This is a genomic window from Stieleria bergensis (assembly GCA_007745635.1).
GTDB classification, from domain to species: Bacteria; Planctomycetota; Planctomycetia; order Pirellulales; family Pirellulaceae; genus Stieleria; species Stieleria bergensis.
Map to the genome: position 1 here is coordinate 5028904 of CP036272.1, position 24436 is coordinate 5053339.

Consider the following 24436-nt stretch of genomic DNA (forward strand, 5'->3'; position numbering starts at 1 on the left):
CCCAACGCTATGCCTCAAGACGAACGCTGGTTGGCAGCACTGCCAATTTTTAACGAAGTCCAGTACGTTGATCGAATCTTAGATCAGGTGTCGCAGTTCGCCTCCAATATCCTGGTCGTCGACGATGGCTCGACCGATGGAACCAGTGAAAAGCTGGCCCAACGACGTGACATCGCAATCATCCGACATCCGACCAATCGTGGGTACGGCGCCGCACTCAAATCAGCCTTTGACTACACGCTAGCCAATGGATTTGCCGGCGTGGTCACCTTGGACGCCGACGGCCAGCATCAACCCAAGCGGATTCCGGCGTTCATCGATATGGCTCGCACCGCAGACATTGTTTCTGGCAGCCGCTACCTGCATCACTTTGACGGAGACGATGCACCACCGGAAGAGCGTTTGTTCATCAATCGCCGCATCACAATGGACATCAATCGCAAGTTTGGTCTTCAGTTAACGGATTCGTTTTGCGGTTTCAAAGCCTATCGCCGCAGCGCCTTGGAACGCCTGGACATCACAGAATTCGGCTACGCTATGCCGTTGCAACTGTGGGTCCAAGCCGCCAATGCTGAATTGGAAATTGTCGAAATGGCGGTGCCGCTGATCTACCTTGATTTGGAACGCAACTTTGGTGGTTCGCTCAATCACGCCGAAACCCGCTTGAATCATTACAACGAAGTCATTCAAACGGAACTCGATCGCCTTGCGGCCGCCTCGGACTGTGTCGACCGATCAGATGATCACTGCCAGTGGTCCTAGCATCCACGTGCGTTGGTGAGTTCACACCGTAGATCAAGACCCAAAACGTAGCCGTGCAACACGAAGTCTTCCCGCAGTTTCGTGCTCCACGACAGGACGGCCAGTCTCTTCTTTGGCCGTCGCTCTGGAGCGTGCCCAAGCTGCTCGCTGCCAATCGATTGGTTCAACAGTCTCTGCCGGCTGAATTGGCAATGCTCCGTGACTCGGCGCGACGGCGATTGATTCAGCAAGCGTTGCAATACACGGGCCAGTACCGCGATTCAGCCACCCTGGCCGACGATGCCGAATTGCAGTCGCTACCGATCATCATGTCCGGGCACCAGCCGACGCTTTTCCATCCTGGCGTCTGGTTCAAGAACTACTCTCTCAGCCAGATTTCCGCTCAGCAAAACGCTCTGGCCATTAACCTGGTCGTCGATGGCGATGTCTCTGGCCCCACGTCGATTTCGGTACCCGTTCGCACACCTGGGAACCAACTTGAACTGGAGAAAATCCCTTATGACCACGCCGGTGCAGGGCTTCCCTATGAACAATCCGGCGTTAGTGACCAGGAATCCTTTGATCGATTTGGCCAGGCCGTTGCCCATCGACTGAGAGGCTTCATTGACGATCCGCTGATCGGCAAACTTTGGCCACAGGCCGTTGAACGCAGGCTTGAAACAAACAACACAGCATTGGCAATCGCTGGAGCCCGCCATGCCTTGGAAGGCGACATGGGCTGGCAAACGCTAGAGGTTCCCCAGAGCCAGATCTGCCAAACGCCCCAGTTCGCAAGCTTCCTTTCGCTGATCCTGGCAGACCTGCCGCGTTTCGTCCAGTGCTACAACGATTCAGCAGACCTGTACCGGGGGGCACATGGAATTCGCAGCTCCGCCCACCCCGTCCCCAATCTTAGCCACGACGCCCCATGGCTTGAAGCTCCACTTTGGATCTACGGTGACGCATCGCCCCAGCGCCGTGCCGTCTGGGTGCGTCAACGGGGAACCGAGCTGACACTAAGCGATCGGCAGGGCTTTGAAGTCACCTGCAACCGCGAGCACTTGTCAGAGTGCTTGCAAAGCCTAGACAGCAGCCAATACAAACTGCGTTCGCGAGCCCTGATCACGACGATGTACGTCAGAATGCTGCTCAGCGACTTGTTCCTGCATGGCATCGGCGGCGGCAAGTACGACCAACTTGGTGACTTGATCAGCCAAGCATTTTGGCAGTGCCCACCGACACAGTTCATGGTGCTCTCGGCTTCCGTGCTGCTTCCCGGCCACCAACGCCATTGCCCACTTCAAATCAATCAGCAACTTCACGAGGTACACAGAACGCTGCGTGATTGCCGTTTTCACGGGGAACAGTTCGATGGCGAACACGCAGTCTCGGCGGACCTTGTTCAGCAGAAACACGCACTGCTGGAGCGTATCCCGCCACGTCATCAACGCAAGCAATGGCACGCACAGATGCAAGCGGTCAACTTAGCAATGTCCAAACAGCTCAGCCAGTTAGCCACTGAACTGCACGATCGCTCGCTGGCACTACAGGCTGAACGTCGCCTCGCAGAACGCTGGAACAGCCGCGACTATTCGTTTTGCCTGTATCCTCAGGAACAAATCCAAAACGCCTTCGACACGATGCTGCTCCACTAGGGAAGCAAACGAACGCCACATGCCTTCAAGGCTGCCGTGGCTGCTTGCGTTGCTTTTGCATCAGCCTTGTTGCCGGTCAGTTTGACTTTTAGATAAGGAGCGAAGCGGGCCTCCTCTTGATCCGCCTGACAAGACTTGACCAAGGGTGAAAAATCAGCGATCTGATTGCGATCGATCATCAGTGTTCGCAGTGCTTTCAGATCTGCCAGAGCATCGATCTTGGTGATCTTGTTACTGGACAGTTGCAAGAGCGTTAACCAGCCCAAGGCTTTGATTGGCTCGATCGACTCGATTTGATTGGCCGAGGCATCTAACGTCCAAAGCTTTGTGAGCCCGGCAATGGGCTGCAGATCCTTGATCTGGTTGCCGGCAGCGAGCAACGTGCGCAAGTTGCTCATCTCTTGAACCGGTGACAGATCGGCGATCTTGTTGCCAGTGACGTCCAGCAACTGCAGAGCCTTGAGCTGCTTGATGGGTTCGAGCGACTGGACTTGATTCTTTGCCAAAGACACCGACTGCAACCGTTGCAACTTGGCGATCGGCGTTAGGTCCGCAACTTGGTTATCGGAAACGTCTAGCAGCATCAGCGCGTGACAATGCTCCAAACCGCTCAAGTCTTTGACCTCCTTGCCAACCGCGATCACTTGCGAAACCTTGGCAACATCAGCGACCGTGATCGGCTGATCATTGTGTCGCTTCGCAAACACCTCCCGACGAACCGCTGCCTCCAGTGCTTTGTCAGGAAAGATAGAGACCGGCTTTGCTGGGGCGGCCTTCTTCTCGGCGGCGTTTTTCTCGGCGGCTGGCTTGTCGTTGCCCTTGCCATCGTCTGCGTTCGCACTTTCAATCGTCAGTAAAAACATCGCCAGCACGCACATCGCAATCAGGCGAGCAAACGTGCAGGATGCGAAAGGAGAGAAACCGACACAAGGCAGGCATTGAAATCGAGAGTTTGTCATCATCAGATTCAGACGCGGAAGGCAAAACGTGGAGGTCAATCGGTGTGGAATTTAGACAGCGCCTCGCAGATTTCCGCCAACCGCTGATCAGGCCTATTGTACGTCAACTAAGAAAAAACGCACGCCCGAGCTGATTCACCGGCACAGGAAGGCCGAAAATTGGGTGACAAGCCAGTGGCCGATTCGCGACGTGCCCGTCGCCAACTCCGGCTGAACACCACGTCGCTGGCTGAGATCCCTGGGTGGACTAGCTATCTTGAGCCAGATTGATGTAGTCTGCGAACGCCATATTTGGTCCGATATGCCAGATCACTGGGCCCGCTGGACAGTGCCCCACAAACTTTTTTTGGAAACCAGACAGCGGCACAGAACCACTTACCTCCTGCGTTTGCAGACGCACGGACTGAATGCAGATTTTGATTCGCTTGGCGGAGGCCAAAAAAACAGTCGCTTTCCGCAGAAAGCCTCGCCCGATGCCAAGCGGTTGCCAGCCTTGGTGAAAGAGAAAATCGGCATCAACGGATTCCCGCTTTGTGCTTTGGCGGCTCTTCGCAACTTGTTTTTTAGTCAGGTCAACGATTCATGAATCCACGACGAATCAACTTCGCCCTCGGACTGATTTTCTGGACGGCCATGCTGCTCTGGTTGGGCAACTTCCTAACCCCTCCGTCCCCAGAAGCCGATCACGCCTCATCGAGCAAGCCAAACGACGAAACCACGACGACGGCCGAAACCACCTCAGGCACACCCCTGAAGTCGATCTCGCAGTTCGTGTTCAATCGCGCTGAGACCGTCACCATCAAGATTGCTCCCAACTCACTACAAGTGGGTGACCCTGTTTTTATCAAGCGTGGTCTGGCAGGCGATTGGTCGAACAATTCGGCAGCAACCAAACGAAGCAACAGCACGTCGATCAATACAGACACCGTTCTGCAAAGCATTATCTGGGACAGCGGCCAGATGCACTATCGCCAAGTTGGCTATGTGGTGCAGGTCAACGAAGACATCGCCTTGGTGCAGTGGTATGATCCAGAGCTATCGCCACAGGACTGTGATTGGGTTCAGCATCAAACCAGCCAAGCTTTATCTGATGTCGTTGAAACACTCTTGCCACCCAAAAAACGCCAGCAGATCGCGCTGCAGATCACTGCAGCCATGTCCCAGCACGGGCAACAAGTCTCCGACGCCATGATCCCTTTGATTCAGCAGACGGTTGAAGAATCAATGCCGATCATCGAGGACGAATTCAAGAAATCAATGGAACGGCACTCGGGAGAGCTGAGAGTATTTTCGGATCGTTGGAAAAACGAATGGCTTAAAGAGCGGTTCGTTCCTCTGGCTCGGTCGGAAATTCTGCCCATTGTTCGACAACATGCTGAGCCAGCCGCTGAGAAGATTGGTCGGGAAATCTGGGATCGCGCCTCCCTGTGGCGATTCGGCTGGCGAGCGGTTTATGACACCGCGCCGCTTCCCAAACGGAACTTGGTTCGCAGTGAATGGAAACGCTTTGTCGACGAAGAAGCCCTCCCGGTCATCGAACGAAATCTGGACATCATGGTTGTTGCAATTGAAAACACCGCCAAAGAGATCGCTGACAACGACAAAGTTCGCCAGGAATTTGGCACCTTGATCGAAGGGGTTGCCACCGATCCAGAGAGCCGCCGCTTGGTCAGCGTACTGCTCAAAGAATCACTGATCGAAAACAAACGCCTTCACCAAGCTTGGCGTGACGTGTGGGAAAGCCCAGAAGCCAAAGCCAGCCTTCGACAAGTCAGTGAACGCGTCGAACCGGTCGTTCGCAGTATCGGAGACCAGATTTTTGGCAGCCGCGAACATGGTATCGAACCAAACTTTGCTCGTGTGCTGAGATCTCAAATTCTGCGTAAGGATCGTCGTTGGTTGATCGCCAGCCCGATACCGGACCAGCAACTTGACGCCCTAACGAAGCCGGAAACAAAGTCCCCCATTCAAGTGACGCGTGCCAAGAAGTCCATGGTCTACCCGGTCATCTACATCGTCCAGGATCGAACCGACTGATCGCCGAGCATTCCTGCGCTCTGCCCTGCCCTTTCGATCTCATTGGAAACACTCCTCAGCATTCCCACTGAGCCGCACCTATGTCTACCAACGATGACGCACAACCATTGCCCGACGATTCAACTCATGAAACCTCAGGTTCAAACGACCGCAAGCAAAAAGTCCCCCCAGGTCAACCGGACGCTTTGCAAGACAGTCAACAAGCCTCAAGCGGCCTGTCCATTGATTCGCTGACCGTCCATGCTGGCGACCATTGCTTGCTGCAAGATGTCCAAGCCTCGCTACCAGCAGGCAAGATCACCTTGATCGTTGGTAGCAGCGGCGCGGGCAAATCGGTGCTGCTGCGGATTCTGGCGGGGCTCGTTGGCCGACAATCCGGCTCATTACGTTGGGAAGGCACGATCACCAAGACAGACAATCAACAAGAGCCGCAGATCGGCATCGTCTTTCAACAGTTCGCCTTGTTTGATGAATTGTCTCCACAGGCCAACGTGCAATTCGCACTGGATCATCGCTTCACGGAACCCCAGCGTGATCAAGTGCCGCCGACGCAGACTGACAACGAAGCGTCTAGCCCATCGAGCGAAACAGCGTTTGGCCATTGGCCTGCAACCCAATGGATTGATCACTTGGGTGTGCCTGGGAAAACTCCTGTCGCTCACTTAAGTGGCGGCCAGAAGCAACGCGTTGCCGTGGCGAGAACTTTGGCCGCATCGCCCGATGTGATCTTGTATGACGAACCGACCAGTGGCTTGGATTCATCCAGCGGCGCCTTGGTTGCCAATCTGATTCAGCAGATTCAGCAACAGGACCAGAAGACCTGCATTGTGGTCACACATGATTATCAGACGTTACTGCCCATCGCTGATCACGTGCTGCTGCTCGACTGGCAGTCGAAACAACTGGTCCCCTTGCGGCCCGAACAGTGGCAGGAGATCCCAAACCGCATGACACCCGTTGCCAACAAGACCGAAAGCGCAACATCGACTGCGGAACAAAGCCTTGGCAAACAAGCTGCTGGCAAGCTAAGCGACTTTTTCGAGTCCAGTGGACGTGCCGTAATGGCGGCGGCACGTTTGCCTGTTGATCTAATTCCTCTTGTGCCACGTCCCAAATGGGCATTTCGATTCACCGCCCATTACTTGCGTTTGGTTGCTGGACCATCCGCTTGGGTGTACTTAATTATTGCAGGACTGATCATCGGCTTCACTTCAACGTATTTCACGTTCAAGTTCCTGCCCTTCCGGTCCTATTCCCAGCCGCTGTTGATTGATGAACTGCTGGCATCGATCGGTTTTGCGTTGTACCGAGTCTTGGTGCCGATCCTGGCAACGATTTTGATCGCGGCTCGCTGCGGTTCTGCGGTCGCGGCCGACGTCTCGGTGAAACAGTACGGAGGACAAGTCGACGCGATGCGTACGCTGGGTGTCTTGCCAAAATCCTATTTGCTGCTGCCGATTGTGTGTGCGTTTCTGATTGGGACACCCTTGCTGGAATGGGTGACCTTTGCTTCAGCGCGGTTCATCAGCATGGTGGTCTATGTCTCCATGTTTCCGAACGACGGGCCCTATTTCTGGCAACAGTACTTTGATCGCAATCTTGTCGCGGGCAGCGCCAGTGAAACCGTTTCGCTGTTCGGCATCATCGAGTTCTATCGCGATTGGCAGTGGGTCCAAGCCAAGAACCTCTTTTGTGCCTTGGGGATCGCAACGATCAGCTACTATCGAGGCCTGACGCCCAAGCGATCTGCTGGCGATGTCAGTCGATCGATCACCTCAACGGTACTATGGACCACCCTGTATGTGCTGGTGGTCCACTTCGTGGTTGCCTTGGTTGAGTTTTAAACCGCTCACCGGGGACGGCAGTTTAAACCAAAATGGTGAACTATCGTTGGCCACCGGATCGATTAGAATGTTGATCCCCCGTTTGCTTTGCCCAGCCCTGCCCTTCCCTCGCAACACTTGCTCTAGGCGGTTTGATGTCGATTGCGCTCTCTGTTCGTTTCCAGCTCATGCTTTGTTTCTTGGCACTGACTGTGTGCAGTCCGCTCTGCCTGCCCGCACAACGACTGGCGGCAGACGAATCCACACGGCCCAACGTTGTCGTGATTCTCTCCGACGACCAGGGCTGGGGGGATTTAAGCCTGCATGGGAACCCCAATTTATCCACGCCCAACATCGACTCTCTGGCCAAGCAAGGCGCACACGTTGACAACTTTTATGTCTGTGCAGTCTGCTCTCCGACACGAGCCGAATTTCTAACCGGTCGCTATCACGGACGATCTGGCGTGTACAGCACGTCAGCCGGCGGGGAGCGTTTTGATGCCGCCGAACAAACCATCGCGCAAGTGTTTCAAAAGGCTGGTTACCAAACCGCCTGCTATGGCAAATGGCACAGCGGCATGCAATGGCCCTACCATCCCAATGCTCGTGGCTTTCAAGACTACTATGGGTTTTGCAGCGGGCACTGGGGCAACTACTACGATCCCATGCTGGAACACAATGGCAAGATCGTCCAAGGCGAAGGGTTCATCATCGATGATTTGACCAATCATGCGATGGAGTTCATCAGCAACAGCGGCGACAAACCATTTTTCGTCTATCTGCCGCTCAATACTCCGCACTCACCCATGCAGGTGCCGCAGGCGTATTGGGATCGATTCAAAAACAAAGAGCTCGTGCCGGATGCAGCCAAAGCCAATCGCAAAGCACAGAAAACTCCGCACGCTCGAGCAGCGCTGGCGATGTGCGAGAACATCGACGACAACGTTGGCCGATTGATGAAACACTTGGAGGCAACCGGCAAGGATCGCGAAACCATTGTTGTTTACTTTAGCGACAACGGTCCCAACGGAGCTCGCTTCAACGGTGGCATGCGAGGCCGTAAAGGATCGACCAACGAAGGTGGCCTGCGCTCGCCTTGCGTGATTCGCTACCCCGACAAGATTAAACCCGGCACCAAAGTTGCCACCATCAGCGCAGCAATTGACCTGCTGCCAACCTTGGCTGACTTTGCCGGCATTGACTGGAAAGCATCCCAAGTTAAGGATCGCCCAGTGGATGGAGTCTCCTTTGCCAATCAGTTGTCCGACAACGACCGCAGCGATGAAGCGCGCGAGCGGATTCTGTTCAGCAACTGGAACAACAAGTTCACCGCCAGAACGCAGCGGTATCGTTATCACCACACAGGCACGCTGTACGACATCGAAGCGGAACGCGGTGAAATGACCGACGTTGCCGATCAGCATCCCGAAGTGGCGAAGAAACTTGACGCCGCCCTGCAACAGTGGAAATCGTCCCTGTCACCGATTGTTAACCTGCCGCGTAACAACATCAAACCGCGACCGTTTCCAATTGCACACCCTGATGCTCTTTGGACACAGCTGCCGGCTCGCGATGCCACCTACACCGGCACAATCACGCGCAGCAATAGGTTCCCCAACTGTTCGTATCTCTTCAACTGGTCTGACACCGAAGCTGAGATTCGCTGGGACGTCGAAGCATTGGGCAGTGGACGCTATGAAGTGCAAATGTACTACGCTTGCCCGGAACCAGACGTGGGCGCTAAGATTGAGCTACGCTATGGAGATTCGAAAACGACGGCAACGATTAGAAAACCCGTCGAGTCACCGTTTATTGGTGCGGTCAATGATCGTGTGCCGCGCTCCGAAGGAGATGTGCGACGTTGGCAAGCAATGGATCTAGGCGAACTGAAAATCACGCCCGGTCGTCAGCCATTGATCTTGAAAGCCACCAAAGTGCCCGGCAAACAAGTGGCTGAATTGCGATTGCTAATGCTCAAAAAGATCGACGCTCAATAGCTCGCTTCCAGAGCATGATCACGCCCGCCAACCGAACGTGAATCACCGGTCACTCGCTTCAGCGCCGTTTGCCACGCTGAGCTAACTGGCGTTCACATCCACGACGACGCGGCCTTGCACTTTGCCTTTTAAAACCTGACTGGCGATCTTGGGCACCTCTGCAAGCGACACGATTTGCGTCATTGCATCGAGTTGCTGCAATGGCAAATCCGTCGCGAGACGCTGCCAGACGGTCAAGCGTTTTGCATAGGGCTGCATGACGCTGTCGATCCCCAACAGATTGACACCTCGCAACAGAAACGGAATCACGCTGGTTGGTAAGTCAGCACCGCCAGCCAAGCCAACCGCTGCGACGGAGGCTCCGTATTTCATTTGCCCAAGAACTCGCGCCAGCATCGTCCCGCCCACTGCGTCCACGCATCCAGACCAGCGTTCAGATTCCAGGGGCTTCTTGATTGTCGCAGACAGTTCGGATCGATCAATCACACTGGTTGCTCCCAAGTCGTGCAAATAGCCGGTCAATTCACGTCTGCCGGTGACTGCAGCCACTTGGTATCCAAGCTGGCTAAGCACGGCTGTGGCAATGGAGCCAACACCTCCCGCAGCGCCCGTCACCAACACACTGCCGTCTGCTTTTTCCAGCCCTTGATTTTCAAGCGCCACAATGGCCAACATCGCTGCGACTCCAGCCGTGCCAACAGCCATCGCCTGCTGGGCCGAGAGAGCCTCCGGCAACGGGACCAACCAGTCTGCACTCACCCTCGCTCGCTGCGACAATCCTCCCCAATGACTCTCGCCGACTCGCCAACCAGTGAGCACCACGCGGTCGCCGGCTTGATAGCGTGCGTCGGTAGACGAATGCACCACCCCGGCAAAATCAATGCCTGGCACGTGCGGATAGGAACGCACCAAACCGCCGCCACCGGGCAACAAGCAAAGAGCGTCTTTGTAATTCACAGTCGAATACAAAACGTCAACCATCACCTCTCCGCTAGGCAACTGATCGTCCGTCAATTCCCGCACCTGTGCGGACACATCCGCCTGATTGGTCTCCACGACAAGGGCACGAAAGCTCATGGTTACTGGCCTTTTAAAGGGACGGAATGGGTTCTATAGACAGCACAACTGAAGCGATAAACAAATACAGCGAGAAATTCCCGTACAAGCAGTTGCTGTTCTCAATGACTGTATCAAAAAAGAACCGCCAGATCGATCCGGCGACCTCATCAAGGGCAGCGATGCCATTCACGCGGCCTGCATCTTCCACCCTGCCAACGCGCCCGGGAGTGTTCCCAGCAAATTGCACCGCTTCGATAGCTCAGGGGCAGCACGATGGAACCTAGCAACGATGCGAACAAGAACACTGCCACGAAACATTTTGCAATGCGCGTGTGCGTCATCTATGCTGCTGCACTCTGAAGAAATCTCTTCGTGATTGACCTGTGGCGTTCGCAAATCCCGCCGAACGTCCGCCTGTGTGTGTAGGGAAGCCCTGTGTGTGTAAGGAAGCCCTGTGTGTTTGTGGAAGCATGGATTGTGAACGCAGTGCTTGCAAGCAATCATTTTCCAGTGACGCATCACCCCAACAAGCAGCCCGTGCAGTATTGCCCGCGGGGATCGTTTTCCTGATTCGTCGCCGAAGACCGTCACGCGAGCATGTCGCATGAAGAGATGCAAGTTAAACATTCCGGCGTCTCAATCTGCTAACATGCCGGTTTGAATGCTTCTGATCCTCCCGTGACTCGTTGTGATTCCATGAAACTCATCCTTACGATCCTGCTGACCGCAACGCTGTCGTGGATTTCATCCTCGCATGCTGCGGAACGAGCCCCGAACATCGTTTTCTTTCTGGTCGACGACTTGGGCTGGAAGGATTTAGGATGCTACGGAAGCTCATTTTACGAGACACCTCATGTCGATCAACTTGCCCAGCAAGGTGTTCGTTTCACCAATGCCTACGCTGCCTGTCATGTCTGTTCGCCGACGCGAGCGAGCATCATGACCGGGAAGTACCCCGCCAGACTAAAACTCACTGATTGGCTGAGCGGCCGGCGTGAATTTCCCTTTCAACGCCTCAAGAATGCAGACATTGTTCAGCAGCTTCCGCTGTCAGAAATCACGCTCGCAGAAGCGTTGAAAGAACACGGCTATCAAACCATGCACATCGGGAAATGGCACCTTGGCGAAGATCCGCACGGTCCCCTGCAGCAAGGTTTTGATCGTCGGGTACCGCAATGGAACAAAGGCTGGCCGAAAGCAGGCTACCATGCTCCATTTAAGTTTGCTGACATGGTGGATCAACCCGGAGAATACCTGACGGATCGCTTAACGGATTCTGCGGAAGCGTTTATTCAGGCCAATCAGGACCGTCCGTTCTTCCTGTACCTGTCTCACTTCGCGGTCCATGATCCCATTCAAGGGCGTGAGGACCTGGTCGATCAGTATCACAAAAAGCTCAGACTTACAGCGAAACCAACCGGCCCCGACTTCATTCTCGAAGGGAATCCAGACGATCCACAGCCTGCATCGCGTCAGCAGCTTGATGAACTCGCCAAGCAAGCTTCGCACCAAGGCTACAAAGTGCTTCCCCAGCGCACCGTGAAAATCAAGCAACATCAAGACAACCCACAGTTTGCCGCGATGGTCAGCGCGATGGACGAAAGCTTGGGGCGGATCGTGAAAACGTTGGAATCGGTCGGAGTCTCAGAGAACACGATCATCGTTTTCTTTTCCGACAACGGCGGCATGTCGGCGGCAAACTTTGGCAATCCCAAACGGGTCGTCCGGCCAACCCAACTGGATGCTGCCTTTTCCACGTCGAATTTGCCGTTGCGCGGCGCAAAAGGTTGGCTGTACGAAGGCGGCATCAGAGTGCCCTTGATCGTCAAATGGCCCGGCACCAATGGAACGCGTCATGGAAAAGCTGGCGAGGTCTGTGATGAACCCGTGATCAGCACGGACTTTTTCCCCACACTGCTCGAAATGGCCGGCTTGCCAGCGATGCCCCAGCAAGCTGTTGATGGCGTCAGCTTCGCGGCTGCATTAGAGGGAAAATCGTTTGAGCGTGGACCACTGTTTTGGCATTTCCCTCATTACAGCAACCACGGGATGCAAAGCCCTGGCGGTGCCATCCGATCCGGCCATTACAAACTGCTGGAATCATTCGAAAACGGAACCCTGCAGCTTTACAACTTGCAGGACGATCTTGGCGAACAACACGACCTTGTTTCCAAGCAACCCGCCATCGCAAAACAATTGCACGGTCAGTTGCAAGCGTGGCGAGAACGAGTCCACGCAAACATGATGCCGCCCAATCCGAATTACAATCCACCGTCACATTAGGCAATCGGATGCTAAACGGCGGAAGCACGTCTCGTGAGACACCGGGCGTTGCTCCCAACGTGGCAGAACTTGAAGACACCGCGCCTGAAACTCGATCATTTGTTCACCATCAAGCCATTGAACGATGGCAATTCGACGAACCACCTCTTGCGAGGCAACGCGATGAAACGCCCCTTACTTGCCACCCCGTTGGCCCTTTTGTTCGCGATGTTGTGCAGCGTCGCAACCGCAGAGAAGACAAAGATTGTTTTCATTTCCGGTAGCCCGAGTCATGGCCGCATGCAGCACGAGCATCGAGCCGGAAACATGATTCTGGCTGAAGCCTTGAATGAATCCGGTTTAGACGTTCAAGCTGAACTTGTCCCTCACCCCGGATACCCCAAGGACACGTCGATCCTGAAAGATGCCGCCACGGTGGTGATCTTCTGCACAGGCCATCGAGGACATGTACTGAACCCTCACCTTGACGAATTTGACAAACTGATGAAGTCAGGCACAGGCGTCGTGATGATCCACTGGGCAACGGAAGCAGAGAAGGGGAAGCCGGGAGAAAAGTTTTTGGATTGGATGGGCGGCTTCTGCGACCTGGACTGGTCCGTCAACCCACACTGGACGCCGAACTTTGACAGCCTTCCCAAACATCCGATCACAAGAGGCGTAAAGCCGTTTAGCGTGAATGACGAATGGTACTACCACATGCGATTTGTCAAAGACATGAAAGGGGTGACACCGATCCTGTCCGACCTGCCCCCGCTGACGACACTTCGACGTCCCGACGGTGCTCGCAGTGGCAACCCGACGGTTCGCAAGTCTGTCGAATCAGGTGAATCACAGGTGGTCGCCTGGGCTTATCAACGTCCCGCCGGAGGAAGAGGTTTCGGTTTTACGGGAGCCCATAATCATGTCAGCTGGCAGGATGAAAACTTCCGAAAGGTCGTTCTCAACGCGATTCTCTGGACAGCCCATGTCGATGTCCCCGAAACTGGCTGCCCATCACCTGCCATCAGCGACGAACAGCTAAAAACGAATCTCGACAAAAAGTAAACCGACATTCCCAACGTTGCCGCGGTCGCGGAGACGCTTCAATCAGCGTTGGCGGAGAAACGCTTGATCAGATGCGATCTGTCACAAACCAACCGCATCACCTCGCCGATGATGCCACTGATTGCGGCGCCGTAATGCTCCACCGTTTCGCACGTTGGATCGGCGAGGCTCGCCAAACCACCTTCCCTGCTTTCTCTCATCACCTCTTCGTTGAGTGCTCCCGATGACTCGCCGTCTTCTTTTTGTGGCTTTTGCGTTTCTCCTTTGTGGCTGGGGAGAACACGGTTCAACCGATGCCAATGATCGCCCCAATATTTTGCTTTGTATTTCCGATGACCAAAGCTTTGAACATGCCACAATCAATGGCTGCCGCGGTGTAAACACACCGGCCTTCGATCGGATCGCTCATGAAGGCATTCGTTTTACCAACGCCTACTGCGACGCGCCCAGTTGCGGGCCTTCACGCAGCGCCATTCTAACGGGGCAACCCATCTGGCGATTGAAGGAAGCAGGCAACATTCATAGCACCTTGCCCGCTGAGTTTGCCACGTATCCGGAACTTTTAAAGAGAGCCGGCTATCACGTTGGCGCTACCGGAAAAGCTTGGTCGCCGGGGCGTTTGGCACCAGGCGGACGAACCGAGAATCCGGCTGGCAAACTCTATGTCGGCCGCAAACGAAAGCCGGCTTACGCCAACATCAGTCAAACAGATTACGCTGGCAATTTCGCGGACTTTCTGGCTGCAAAGCCCGATGCCGAACCGTTCTGCTTCTGGCTAGGTACGTATGAATCACACCGCGGCTTTGAAAAGGGAATCGGAATCAAGGAGGGCAAACAACTCGATCAAATCCGAGTGCCCGCCTACTTACCGGACGAGACAGTCGTTCGCAGTGACCTGTTGGACTATCTGGTGGAAGTCGAAGACTTCGATTCAGTTGTCGGGCGAACAATTGACTTGCTGGAAAAGACCGGCCAATTGGAGAACACAATCATTGTCGTCACCAGCGATCATGGCATGCCGTTCCCAAGAGCGAAAGCGAGTCTCTATGATGCCGGGACGCGCGTCCCCTTTGCCGCGAGATGGCCAGCGGGAATCCAACAGCCAGGACGCACATCAAAGGCATTCGTCAATCTAAGCGACCTAGCAACAACCTTCCTAGCAGCCGCCAAGATCGATATCCCCGATCAAATGACGGGACGGAATCTAGGGCCCATCTTGACGAACACGCAACAAGAGGACGATCGAACGTTCGATCGAGCGTTCATTGCAATGGAGAGGCACGATGGTTGCCGAGCAGGAGGCAAAGGCTATCCTTGCCGCGCGATTCGCAAAGACAACTGGCTGTACATCCAAAACGGCGCCCCTGAACGCTGGCCAGCAGGCGACCCCGATGCTTCAGAATGCGCCCGCGCAATCCCGTTTGGAGAAGTGGATTCGTCACCGTCCAAATCATTCCTGATGGACCATTCCGATGACCCCAGGATTCGCCGGTATTACGACCTAGCATTCGCGAAGCGACCGGCGGAGGAACTCTACCGTGTCGACACAGATCCGGACCAAATCACGAACCTGGCAGGCCTGGAAGAGTACGTTCAGGTCCAAGACCAATTACGCCAGGAACTTGAGGAACATCTAACGCAGACAAACGACCCTCGCATGACCGGAGAACCAGCCCTGTGGGATTACTATCCTTATTACGGCCTGCGAAGAAACAAAGATTGGCAAGTCGCCAAGAGGCCTGCAACGCCGTAACAGGCATCCCCATCAAGGCACCTCCACCACATGCAATTTTGCCTTAAACAACCGCGTTCCGCACATGCCGCGATGTCGCTTCGCCCACCTGGTGTTTAAAGACAAGACGGCAAAGCAAGTGCTGGCAACTGGCGGCTAGTCCAACAGGTTGGGCGTCTCTGGATAGAGGGGGCGTTCTTTGGCAGTCCGACCTAACTTTCCTGAAGGAACTGGTGGACACTGCTTCAATAAGAACGCCAGCTCCTTACGGACATTCGCTGCTTCACCGTCAACGGAACCGCCCAGATCATTGGCTTCATCCAGATCCATCGGGACATCATAGTAGCGCCCATCGCGATACAATTTGTACTGAGCTGTCCGAGCGTACTGGCCGGGTGCCTTGTTCCAATAGCACTGATAATGGCACAACACCCACTGTCGGCGATTGCCTTCTTGGCCGTTTAGTTGAGGAAAGAAACTGCGTCCATCGATGGGGTCGTCGACGGTCTTCTGGCGTCCTGCCGCATCGGACAAGGTGGCGTAGAAATCTGTGAAGTCAATTAAATCGGATAGCACTTTGCCTTTGGGCGTGTGTCCTGTCCAGCGAGCGACAAACGGCACATGCGTCCCATTATCCTTCATCCCGGCTTTGCCGCCTCTGATCTCCGTTCCATTCCACTGCGAGCGAATCCCCGTATTGGTTCCGTTGTCAGCGGTGAACATGATGATCGTCTCTTCTCCTAAGCCTAACTCGTCCACTTTGTCGGCGATCTTTCCGATCAGCTTATCCATGTAATTCACCATGGCCACAAAGTTCTCTTTCTTGGCGTCATAACCTTTAGGGGCTTTGTTTAACGCATGATTGATTGGCCGATCGCCAAGGTTATCCGGCGTGGGCACAAACGGGTCGTGGACCAGAACCATTGGGTAATAGACAAAGAACGGTTCCTCTTGGTTGCGTTCAATGAAATCACAAACAAAGTCCGTCAGCAAGTCAGGACCATACTTCCCAGCATTCTCCTCTTTGGTAATGAACTTGCCGTTGTGTTCGAGAGGCGGATCCCAGAATCTCTCTCCACCGTCGCCGCCTTTTCCTCGCGTGACCTGCCACAGCAACGACTCGTCAAAGCCAGCCTTCTGTGGCCGCGTTGGGTCGTCACTTCCTGGCAAGGTGTTGTACAGCCCGTTCAACTGCCACTTCCCAGCGATTGCCGTGCGGTAACCAGCATCCTGCATCATGTGACCAAACGTCTTTTCCTTTGGATTCAGGTATCCAAAGTGCGAGTAATTTCGAAAGCCATACTTGCCCGTCATGATCTTCACGCGTGAGGGCGTGCAAATCGGTGTGGAATAGCAATGCTGGAAACGCACTCCCTGAGCCGCCAAGCGATCGATATTCGGCGTTTTGTAATCCTGGGCACCGTAACAACCAAAACACTCCCAGCTGACATCGTCTGCCATGATCAGAATCACATTGGGCCGATCCGCAGCGCGGGCCCCGGCGACCAAGCCAATGGAAATCAATACGAACGCCAGAGATCTTAGGATTGCAGTCACGATGGTTTCTTGATTCAAAAAGGAAGAGCACTCAAGCGGCTTCAACCGCTGGGGGACACATGATACCAACAGCAGAACCTTGATGCACGACAAAGGCATTCAGAGTTCGTCAAATCGAGCCGGGAAAACCGAGCAGACGTTCAGTCGCTGCAGCCAAAGTGGGTTAGAATATCGAAGCCAGTTTCCCCTCCTCGCGGTGTGCTCTCACGTCGCTGACACTCCTGCAATTCGTAACCTTTTCTAAAGTTCGCCATGAATCGCCTTTGCTCGCTGCTGCTGCTGATCGCCTTGATCGCAGCGACTGCCACCTCCCGAGAAACATCAGCGCAAGAAAAAGCAGCGCAACCGGAAAGCTCCCCGAAAGGAACCGCACAGCAAGCCACACCGGTCAGCCGTATCAAAGCCGCTGATGGATTCAAAGTCGAACTGCTCTACTCTGTCCCCGCAGAGAAGCATGGCTCGTGGGTCAATCTGTGCACTGATGACAAGGGTCGGCTTCTGGTCAGCGATCAATTCGGCGGCCTGTATCGTGTGCAGCCTCCGAAGACAAACCAAACACTGAGCGACTCTGATATCCAACCCGTCCCTGCCAAGATTCGCGCCGTCAATGGCATGGTCTGGACGAAGGGGGCGTTGTACGTCGGCGTCAACGACTATGAAAGCAAAATCCCCAGTGGCCTGTATCGCGTCACCGATAGCGATCAAGACGACCAATTGGATCACGTTGAACTGTTGCGAGAACTGCAGGCGCGCGGTGACCACGGCGTGCACGCTGTCGTGCCCAGCCCCGATGGAGAGTCGTTGTTCCTGATCACAGGTAACACTACAAAACCCACGCAGCTTGCGAACACGTCACAAGTGCCTCAGGTCTGGGGCGAAGACCACTTGCTACCGAGTTTTCCTGATGGCCGAGGGCACAACCGTGGTGTCTTGGCCCCTGGAGGCATCATTTACAAAGTCGACTTTGACGGTCAAAACTTCGAAGCCTATGCCAACGGTTTTCGCAATATTTTTGACGCCGCGTTTAATCGTGACGGAGAACTCTTCACCTATGACGCGGACATGGAGTATGACTTCAACACACCGTGGTATCGTCCGACTCGAATCAATCATGTCACCAGTGGAGCCGAGTTTGGCTGGCGAAACGGAGCTGGCAAACGCCCACCCTTCTACGCTGATAATCTGCCGGGAGTTCTGGACATTGGACCGGGCTCTCCAACCGGCGTGACGTTTGGATACGGAGCCAAGTTCCCAGCGAAGTATCAAGACGCTCTATACGCCTTGGACTGGAGCTGGGGCAAACTCTATGCAGTTCACCTGGAACCCAACGGTTCATCCTACACGGCGACGAAGGAAGAGTTTGTCACCGGTGCCCCATTGCCAATTACCGACGCCATCATTCACCCCGGCGATGGTGCGATGTATTTCACCATTGGCGGTCGTAAAGTTCAATCGGGACTGTACCGAGTGACCTACGTCGGCAATGAATCCACCAAGCCGCAGAAGGCTGCGTCCCAGATCAGTGACGCGATCAAACAACGACGATCGCTGGAAGCCTATCATGGCCGCCACAATCACAGCGCGGTTGTGGCCGCTTGGCCTCAATTGTCCAGCGAGGATCGCTTCATTCGCTTCGCTGCACGCACCGCACTCGAACACCAACCGTGGTCCACTTGGTCCGAACAAGCCTTGACGGAAGCCGATCCAAGTCTCCGCGTCGAAGCGCTTCTAGCCCTCGGTCGCGTCGCGGGAACCTGCCCGAAACATCGTCCAGAAGATTCGCCGGCGGTGGACACAGCGATGCGTCAGAAACTGCTCACATCGCTCTTGGAGATTGACCACAACCAACTCGACTTGTCGCGTCAACTGACCTACCAACGTGCCTTGCAGATCATTTTGATTCGGTTTGGCCGCCCAGACGAAGCCTCTGTCAAACGGATCGTCGAGAAGATCGATCCGTTGTTTCCAGCGGAATCCGCTGAACTGAACTGGCTGCTCTGCGAGACCCTGGCTTGGCTGCAAGCACCACAGACGGCGACGAAAGCGATGGCGATGATCCGCTCGGTTCCGACTCAGGAAGAGCAAGTCCAGTACGCTCGTTCGATCCGCTTGCTAAAAACTGGCTGGAACGAAGAACTGCGAACAGAGTACTTCCAATGGTTTTTAAAAGCCGCCAACTATCGAGGCGGCGCGAGCTTTGAAGCGTTCGTCAAGTTCATTCGCGATGACGCGGTGGCATCGCTTAGCAAATCAGACAAAGCTGCGCTCAAGGAAATCCTGGCCAAGAAGCCGGAAAAGAAATCGGCCTTGGAAAACTTGGGCGAAATCTTTGCCGGGCGCAGTGAAACGCAATGGACGGTCGATCAACTGGCACAGTCCGCCAGCAGCAAACCCCAACAACGTGATTTTGCAAATGGTCGGAAGATGTTTGCCGCCGCTGGCTGCTACGCCTGTCACCGTTTCCAGAATCAAGGCGGCATGACAGGCCCTGATTTGACCACCGCTGGCAGACGCTACTCCGTTCGTGACTTAATCGACCAAGTCATCCACCCAAGCAAAGTGATCAATGACCAGTTCTCGTCGGTGCAAGTGCTGACCGATGAAGGCCAAATCCATTCGGGCGTCATTGTCAATTTGGGTGTGCGCAGAAACGGAGACGCCATCGTCATCAACACGGACCTGACTGACCCCAACGCCCGCGTGACCATCTTTCGCGATCAGATTGAAAGGCTGGTCGTTTCAAAGGTCTCACCGATGCCCGAGGGGCTTTTCAATCGGATGACTGAGGAAGAGATCATGAACCTAATCGCGTATCTGATCAGTGGCGGGGACGCCAAGCACGAACTCTTTCAGCCATAACCCTTGATTGAGTGCTTCAAGCGGGTGATGGCCACGCGTGCCAATCGCCAGCTCTTGTATGTTCTGTCGCTCGCTTCCTTTCAGCGGACCAATCCCCAATGCACCGAATCAAGTTGATTGCAACATTGCTCGTGATGCTGGTTCTAAACGTTTTTGAACCGGTCGCAGGCGAACAGACCATTTCCCTGCCCCCGCACCATTTCACGATCCCCGATGGCTATCAACTAAAAAAGGTCGCCGGCCCTCCATTGGTCAAGCGTCCCATTCACATGTGCTATGACCAGGCGGGCGCGCTGTATGTCACCGATAGCTCAGGCAATACCGACAAAGCACCCAAACAACTTAACGATCCTCAGCATCGCATTTTGCGACTGGTTGATCGCGACGGTGATGGTGTTTTTGATCAGTCCACGGTCTTTGCCGAGAACCTCTCGTTTCCCGAAGGCATTCTGGTGCACGAGGGGGCGGTCTACGTTGGCGCGCCACCCTGCATCTGGAAATTCCGTGACACTGACGGCGATCATGTCGCCGATGAGCGAACGATCTGGTTCGATGGCGGGTCCATTGAAGGCTGTGGGAACGACCTGCATGGTCCTTACTTAGGCCCGGATGGCTTTTTCTATTGGTGCAAAGGGGCCTTCGCACCACAGGAACATCAGCTCAGCGGTGGACGCCTCGTTCAGTCCAACGCGGCACACATTTACCGCGCTCGCCCCGACGGCAGCCAATTGGAAATGGTGATCACCGGCGGCATGAACAACCCCGTGGGATTAGCGTTCAGCCAAACCGGTGAACGATTCTTGAGCGGCACATTCTTTGATCTCTCGAAACCAGGACGGCGCGATGGCATCTTGCACGCTGTTTATGGAGGTACCTACGGACGGAAAAACCCCAGGGTCTTGAAACCTCATCCGGCGACTGGTGACTTGTTGCCGATCTTGACTCAACTCGGGCCGGCGGCACCCTCGGGCATGGTCATGGCGAAAACTGATTCATTGGGTTTACAAGGCGATTTGCTCTGCACGCAATTCAACATGCGCCGACTCTCGCGACATGTTCTCACTCCAGCACAGTCCACCGTTACGGCTCAAACCAGCACGCTGCTTGAAAGCGATCAAACGGACTTCCATCCGACGGACGTGATCGAGGACGTTGACGGAAGCTTACTGATCGCCGACACAGGCAGTTGGTACATGATCTGCTGCCCGACATCAAAGATCGCCAAACCGGACGTCTTGGGTGCGATTTATCGTTTAGAGAAGCAAGGTGGTAAACCCCCTCACGATCCCCGTGGCTTGAATCTGGCCTGGACCGTGCCACAGGTCAGCTGGCTTTCCGATCCCCGCCCTGCGGTGGCCAAACGAGCCATGGATGCACTTGCCAAACCAGAGAACATCGCGGCCTTGTCCCACGGCCAAGCGTCCGTGCCGGGAGTGTGGACATTGCATCGCATCGATGATCCGCGAGCACGCGATGCCGTTCGATCCTGTCTCACGAGCGCAGACAAAGACATCGTCTCAGCGGCGATTCATAGCATTGCTCTTTGGCGTGATTCCCAAGCGACCGAGGACCTGATCACGTTGCTTGGCAACCACGACCCACACCTTGGTCGACTGGCTGCGATGGCACTGGGGCGTTTGCAAGACCGAACCGCAGTGCAGCCATTGCTGGATTGCTACTCCGACAGCATGGACGCTTTTTTCAAGCACGCGATCATCTATGCCCTGTTTGAAATCGCGGATGAAACAGTGCTCGCGTCCGATCATGCGCTCGCCAAACAAGTTCGCGCCATGCAGAGAGTCGCGCAAGAGAACGCTCCTCAAGTCGAGTACCCAGAAATCTTGCCCGCCAAACCCTTGCCGGTCTCACCGGACGAAATAGCACGTCAGCAGGCGCACCTGAATCAGTTGGCAACCTTCCTGCCCAAGGCGGATGCAGGGCGCGGCGCCAAGCTTTTTGCAAACCAAGAACGATCCAAGTGCCTGCTCTGTCATACGCGTGGCAACCAGGGCGAAAAATTGGGGCCGGACCTCACCATGATCGGAGCCATTCGCAGTGAGCGAGATCTGCTTGAAGCAATCGCCTATCCCAGTGCCTCGATCGCCCGCTACCACGAAACCATCAATGTCCTAACCGAGGATGGCAACGTCGTTTCTGGCTTGCTGGTCAAAGAGACCGCCAAACAAATGTTCTTGGCAACCTCTGAAACGCAGGTGCAAGCCGTTTCCTATCAGCAGATCGAACAAGCCCGTTACTCCAACGTCTCGATGATGCCTCAGGGCCTTGATAAGATGCTGACCTCGCAGGAGATTGCAGATCTGGTTGCCTATTTACGACAACCGCTGTCGCAACGGGAAACGATCCAGCAAACGATTCATGAAATGCCGCCGCACAGGGCGATCACTCTGCCCGGACTGCACGCCTATGCTCAAAAAAGCATTGCGGCCGGCGACGAAATCGAGTTCCGCGTTAGCAGTACGGTTCCCTACAAACTGCGTGTGGTTCGGCTTGGCGCCGATCCTGAAAACCGTGACCAAGATCCGGTCCTGGCAAGTTTCCCAAATCCAGAGCCCACTTCTCAGCCCATCCACCCCGGCTCGTACATTCATGCTGACAAAGGCCTGGCCGCCGATCGCGAGCTTAGCCAACTGACAATTGAATGCTGGATCCGCCCGTTCTCATTGGCCGGTTGGCAAGGCCTGATCACCCAGCATGATTACCCCGAGCATTCCGGGATTGGGCTGTTCCTCAATGGTGATCGCATCGCATTCATCACCGACCAAGGCGGTCAATTCAATCGCGCCGCGCTGCACGAATCCGACTCCGGATGGCTTAAGACACAACAGTGGCACCATGTTGTCGGGACTTGGGACGGCAAGATGAAACGCATCTTCATCGATGGTGAACTGGCCGGTGAGTTTCCTTATCAAGGGACCGTTCTGCCCGGCCAGACCGCGCTGCGAATTGGTGCGTACGGCAGCCATGGCGTGAGTGACAACTTCTACAATGGCGATGTCGCCATGGTCAGTCTGTCTGACAAAGCACTCTCCACGGCCAACGTCAAACAGCGACATGCCGATCGTGGACTGACTGTCCCCAAAGGCAACGCAGTGCTAGCCTGTTGGCCGCTTCGTGAAGAGAGAGGTTCCTTTGTCGCAGAGGTGGGCGGCAACGCCAGACATGGAACCATCATCAACAACGGAACCTGGATGATCGGCGGACCAAGCTTTGATGCTGCCAGCGTTGATCGTCATGACAGCGATTACGACCCCACCGCTGACTCAGATCGTGGCCATGGACTGCGACTAGCGTCCGATGAACTATACGACGCCCGCTGGAGCGTCAGCCATTCGTTTGAAGTGCCTGCCGACGCTCGGTCAGGGCTGTATGCAGGACGATTTGATTTCAAAATCGATGGCCAAGCGAAAACAGTTTACACCACGTTCATCGTCCGCCGCCCAAAGGATCGCCCCAAAGCACCAATCTTGGTTCTCGTGTCATCAAACACATGGCTGGCGTACAACTCGGCACCGTTTGCTCACGCCCATGGCCCCCAGCTGACACAAATGGGAACCGGCGGCCTAACGAACAGTCACCCCGGTGCTCCAGCGTACAGTTGTTACCGCGACCATCAACATGGCCAACCAACGTACAAGCTGGGAATGAAAATCCCTTGGCCATCCGCGGGCCCCAACAAGACGTACATCAACAATCAATACAGCCACCTGATGCGTGGCGAACGTTTCCTACACCTCTGGCTGGACAAACAGGGTTACGCCTACGACGTGGTCACCGATCGTGACCTCGACCGTGATCCAGACCTCTTGAAAGGATACGAAGCGGTTGTGATCAATGGTCACAGCGAATACTGGTCTGCACGAGCCTACGATGGACTGGACAACTACCTCAAAGCCGGCGGTGATGCGGTGGTGCTTTCGGGCAACACCATGTTTTGGCGTGTCACCTACGACAAGGACGACGCCTACATGGAGTGTCGTAAATTTGGCACCAGCATTGGCGGACGACGGCACGCCCAAGTCGGCGAACTCTATCACAGCCACGACTTCGAACGGGGCAGCCTCATGCGTTTCTGTGGCTACCCTGCTTGGAAGGTCGTCGGTTTGACGTGTATTGGCTGGGGTGGAACCTTCAAGCCCTACCAAGTCCAGCAACCCGATCACTTCTTGTTCAACGAACCTCACAAAGTGGGTCTCAAGAAAGGCGCTACGCTGGGGATCATTCGCAAGGGTGTCGGAGCGGTGGGCCATGAGTACGATGTGCGGCTTTCAACGCTGCAGCGAGCCACAGCCGACTCGGTGGTCAAAGGTCTGGTCGAACCCAAAGGCATTGTCACCGTTGCCAGCAGCCACGATCAGCGACGTGTGATTGATTACAACGCCGAAGGTCACAAACCACGCATCGGCAATGAGAGCACCATCGCTGAAATCATTTACTGGGAACGTCCTCAAGGTGGTCGCGTCTTCCACACCGGATCGATCGCAACAGCCTGGGGCGTTTACCATGATCCCGCGATGAGTAAACTCTTGCAGAACGTGCTGCATCGATTTGACGTGCGACCGGAGCAGGCGGATTCGCTTCCCAACATGCATGGGAAACCAACCGGACCGCTGTAGGGACCGACTGCTTTAGTCGGTACATTTTTGGATCACCGTTTTCCGCGACGCCCGCG

At 55.0% G+C, this 24436-nt stretch carries 13 protein-coding genes; 10 read left to right on the top strand and 3 right to left on the bottom strand.

Going from position 1 to position 24436, the window contains the following annotated elements; genetic code table 11:
- Positions 1-9: 9 nt before the first annotated feature.
- The gene (locus SV7mr_RS17615) at positions 10-762 is read left to right on the top strand and encodes a glycosyltransferase family 2 protein (protein ID WP_145275127.1); all 753 of its coding nucleotides are present in this window, start codon (positions 10-12) and stop codon (positions 760-762) included.
- Positions 763-815: 53 nt separating this feature from the next.
- Entirely contained in the window at positions 816-2396 is a 1581-nt protein-coding gene (locus SV7mr_RS17620) for a hypothetical protein (protein WP_145275130.1), read from the top strand.
- Here SV7mr_RS17620 and SV7mr_RS17625 read toward each other — a convergent pair.
- On the bottom strand, positions 2393-3358 hold the full coding sequence (locus SV7mr_RS17625; protein ID WP_145275133.1) for a leucine-rich repeat domain-containing protein: 966 nt from the start codon (positions 3356-3358) through the stop codon (positions 2393-2395). The genes SV7mr_RS17620 and SV7mr_RS17625 overlap by 4 nt on opposite strands.
- 579 nt (positions 3359-3937) lie before the next feature.
- Here SV7mr_RS17625 and SV7mr_RS17630 point away from each other — a divergent pair.
- From SV7mr_RS17630 to SV7mr_RS17640, 3 genes are all read left to right on the top strand, one after another.
- Entirely contained in the window at positions 3938-5392 is a 1455-nt protein-coding gene (locus tag SV7mr_RS17630) for a hypothetical protein (protein WP_145275136.1), read from the top strand.
- Positions 5393-5472: 80 nt separating this feature from the next.
- Positions 5473-7236: an ATP-binding cassette domain-containing protein gene (locus SV7mr_RS17635; protein WP_145275139.1), complete on the top strand. Its 1764-nt coding sequence runs from the start codon at positions 5473-5475 to the stop codon at positions 7234-7236.
- 134 nt (positions 7237-7370) lie between these two features.
- Positions 7371-9212, top strand: coding sequence for an arylsulfatase (locus SV7mr_RS17640; RefSeq protein ID WP_145275142.1), 1842 nt, complete (start codon positions 7371-7373; stop codon positions 9210-9212).
- Positions 9213-9293: 81 nt separating this feature from the next.
- Here SV7mr_RS17640 and SV7mr_RS17645 read toward each other — a convergent pair whose 3' ends face one another.
- Positions 9294-10289, bottom strand: coding sequence for an MDR family oxidoreductase (locus SV7mr_RS17645; RefSeq protein ID WP_145275145.1), 996 nt, complete (start codon positions 10287-10289; stop codon positions 9294-9296).
- 678 nt (positions 10290-10967) lie between these two features.
- Here SV7mr_RS17645 and SV7mr_RS17650 point away from each other — a divergent pair.
- The 3 genes from SV7mr_RS17650 to SV7mr_RS17660 all read left to right on the top strand — a co-directional run bounded on the left by SV7mr_RS17650 (position 10968) and on the right by SV7mr_RS17660 (position 15351).
- Positions 10968-12554: a sulfatase gene (locus SV7mr_RS17650; RefSeq protein WP_145275148.1), complete on the top strand. Its 1587-nt coding sequence runs from the start codon at positions 10968-10970 to the stop codon at positions 12552-12554.
- A gap of 162 nt (positions 12555-12716) precedes the next feature.
- The gene (locus tag SV7mr_RS17655; protein ID WP_145278570.1) at positions 12717-13598 is read left to right on the top strand and encodes a ThuA domain-containing protein; all 882 of its coding nucleotides are present in this window, start codon (positions 12717-12719) and stop codon (positions 13596-13598) included.
- 223 nt (positions 13599-13821) lie between these two features.
- Positions 13822-15351, top strand: a complete 1530-nt coding sequence (locus SV7mr_RS17660; RefSeq protein ID WP_145275151.1) for a sulfatase family protein — start codon at positions 13822-13824, stop codon at positions 15349-15351.
- Between the two features lie 135 nt (positions 15352-15486).
- Here SV7mr_RS17660 and SV7mr_RS17665 read toward each other — a convergent pair whose 3' ends face one another.
- The gene (locus SV7mr_RS17665) at positions 15487-16887 is read right to left on the bottom strand and encodes a sulfatase family protein (RefSeq protein WP_419187543.1); all 1401 of its coding nucleotides are present in this window, start codon (positions 16885-16887) and stop codon (positions 15487-15489) included.
- Between the two features lie 252 nt (positions 16888-17139).
- Between SV7mr_RS17665 and SV7mr_RS17670 the strand changes: the two genes are divergently transcribed.
- Positions 17140-19746 (top strand): c-type cytochrome, encoded by a 2607-nt coding sequence (locus SV7mr_RS17670; RefSeq protein ID WP_145275157.1) that lies wholly within the window; start codon positions 17140-17142, stop codon positions 19744-19746.
- Between the two features lie 98 nt (positions 19747-19844).
- Entirely contained in the window at positions 19845-24380 is a 4536-nt protein-coding gene (locus SV7mr_RS17675; RefSeq protein WP_145275160.1) for a PVC-type heme-binding CxxCH protein, read from the top strand.
- Positions 24381-24436 lie beyond the last annotated feature (56 nt).

What these genes read in the sequence shown, in the direction of transcription:
- SV7mr_RS17630 (WP_145275136.1), top strand. Translation starts at nt 3,938, where the DNA reads ATGAATCCACGACGAATCAACTTCGCCCTCGGACTGATTTTCTGGACG.
- SV7mr_RS17640 (WP_145275142.1), top strand. Translation starts at nt 7,371, where the DNA reads ATGTCGATTGCGCTCTCTGTTCGTTTCCAGCTCATGCTTTGTTTCTTG.
- SV7mr_RS17645 (WP_145275145.1), bottom strand. Translation starts at nt 10,289, where the DNA reads ATGAGCTTTCGTGCCCTTGTCGTGGAGACCAATCAGGCGGATGTGTCC.
- SV7mr_RS17635 (WP_145275139.1), top strand. Translation starts at nt 5,473, where the DNA reads ATGTCTACCAACGATGACGCACAACCATTGCCCGACGATTCAACTCAT.
- SV7mr_RS17650 (WP_145275148.1), top strand. Translation starts at nt 10,968, where the DNA reads ATGAAACTCATCCTTACGATCCTGCTGACCGCAACGCTGTCGTGGATT.
- SV7mr_RS17670 (WP_145275157.1), top strand. Translation starts at nt 17,140, where the DNA reads ATGAATCGCCTTTGCTCGCTGCTGCTGCTGATCGCCTTGATCGCAGCG.
- SV7mr_RS17655 (WP_145278570.1), top strand. Translation starts at nt 12,717, where the DNA reads ATGAAACGCCCCTTACTTGCCACCCCGTTGGCCCTTTTGTTCGCGATG.
- SV7mr_RS17615 (WP_145275127.1), top strand. Translation starts at nt 10, where the DNA reads ATGCCTCAAGACGAACGCTGGTTGGCAGCACTGCCAATTTTTAACGAA.
- SV7mr_RS17660 (WP_145275151.1), top strand. Translation starts at nt 13,822, where the DNA reads ATGACTCGCCGTCTTCTTTTTGTGGCTTTTGCGTTTCTCCTTTGTGGC.
- SV7mr_RS17625 (WP_145275133.1), bottom strand. Translation starts at nt 3,358, where the DNA reads ATGATGACAAACTCTCGATTTCAATGCCTGCCTTGTGTCGGTTTCTCT.
- SV7mr_RS17675 (WP_145275160.1), top strand. Translation starts at nt 19,845, where the DNA reads ATGCACCGAATCAAGTTGATTGCAACATTGCTCGTGATGCTGGTTCTA.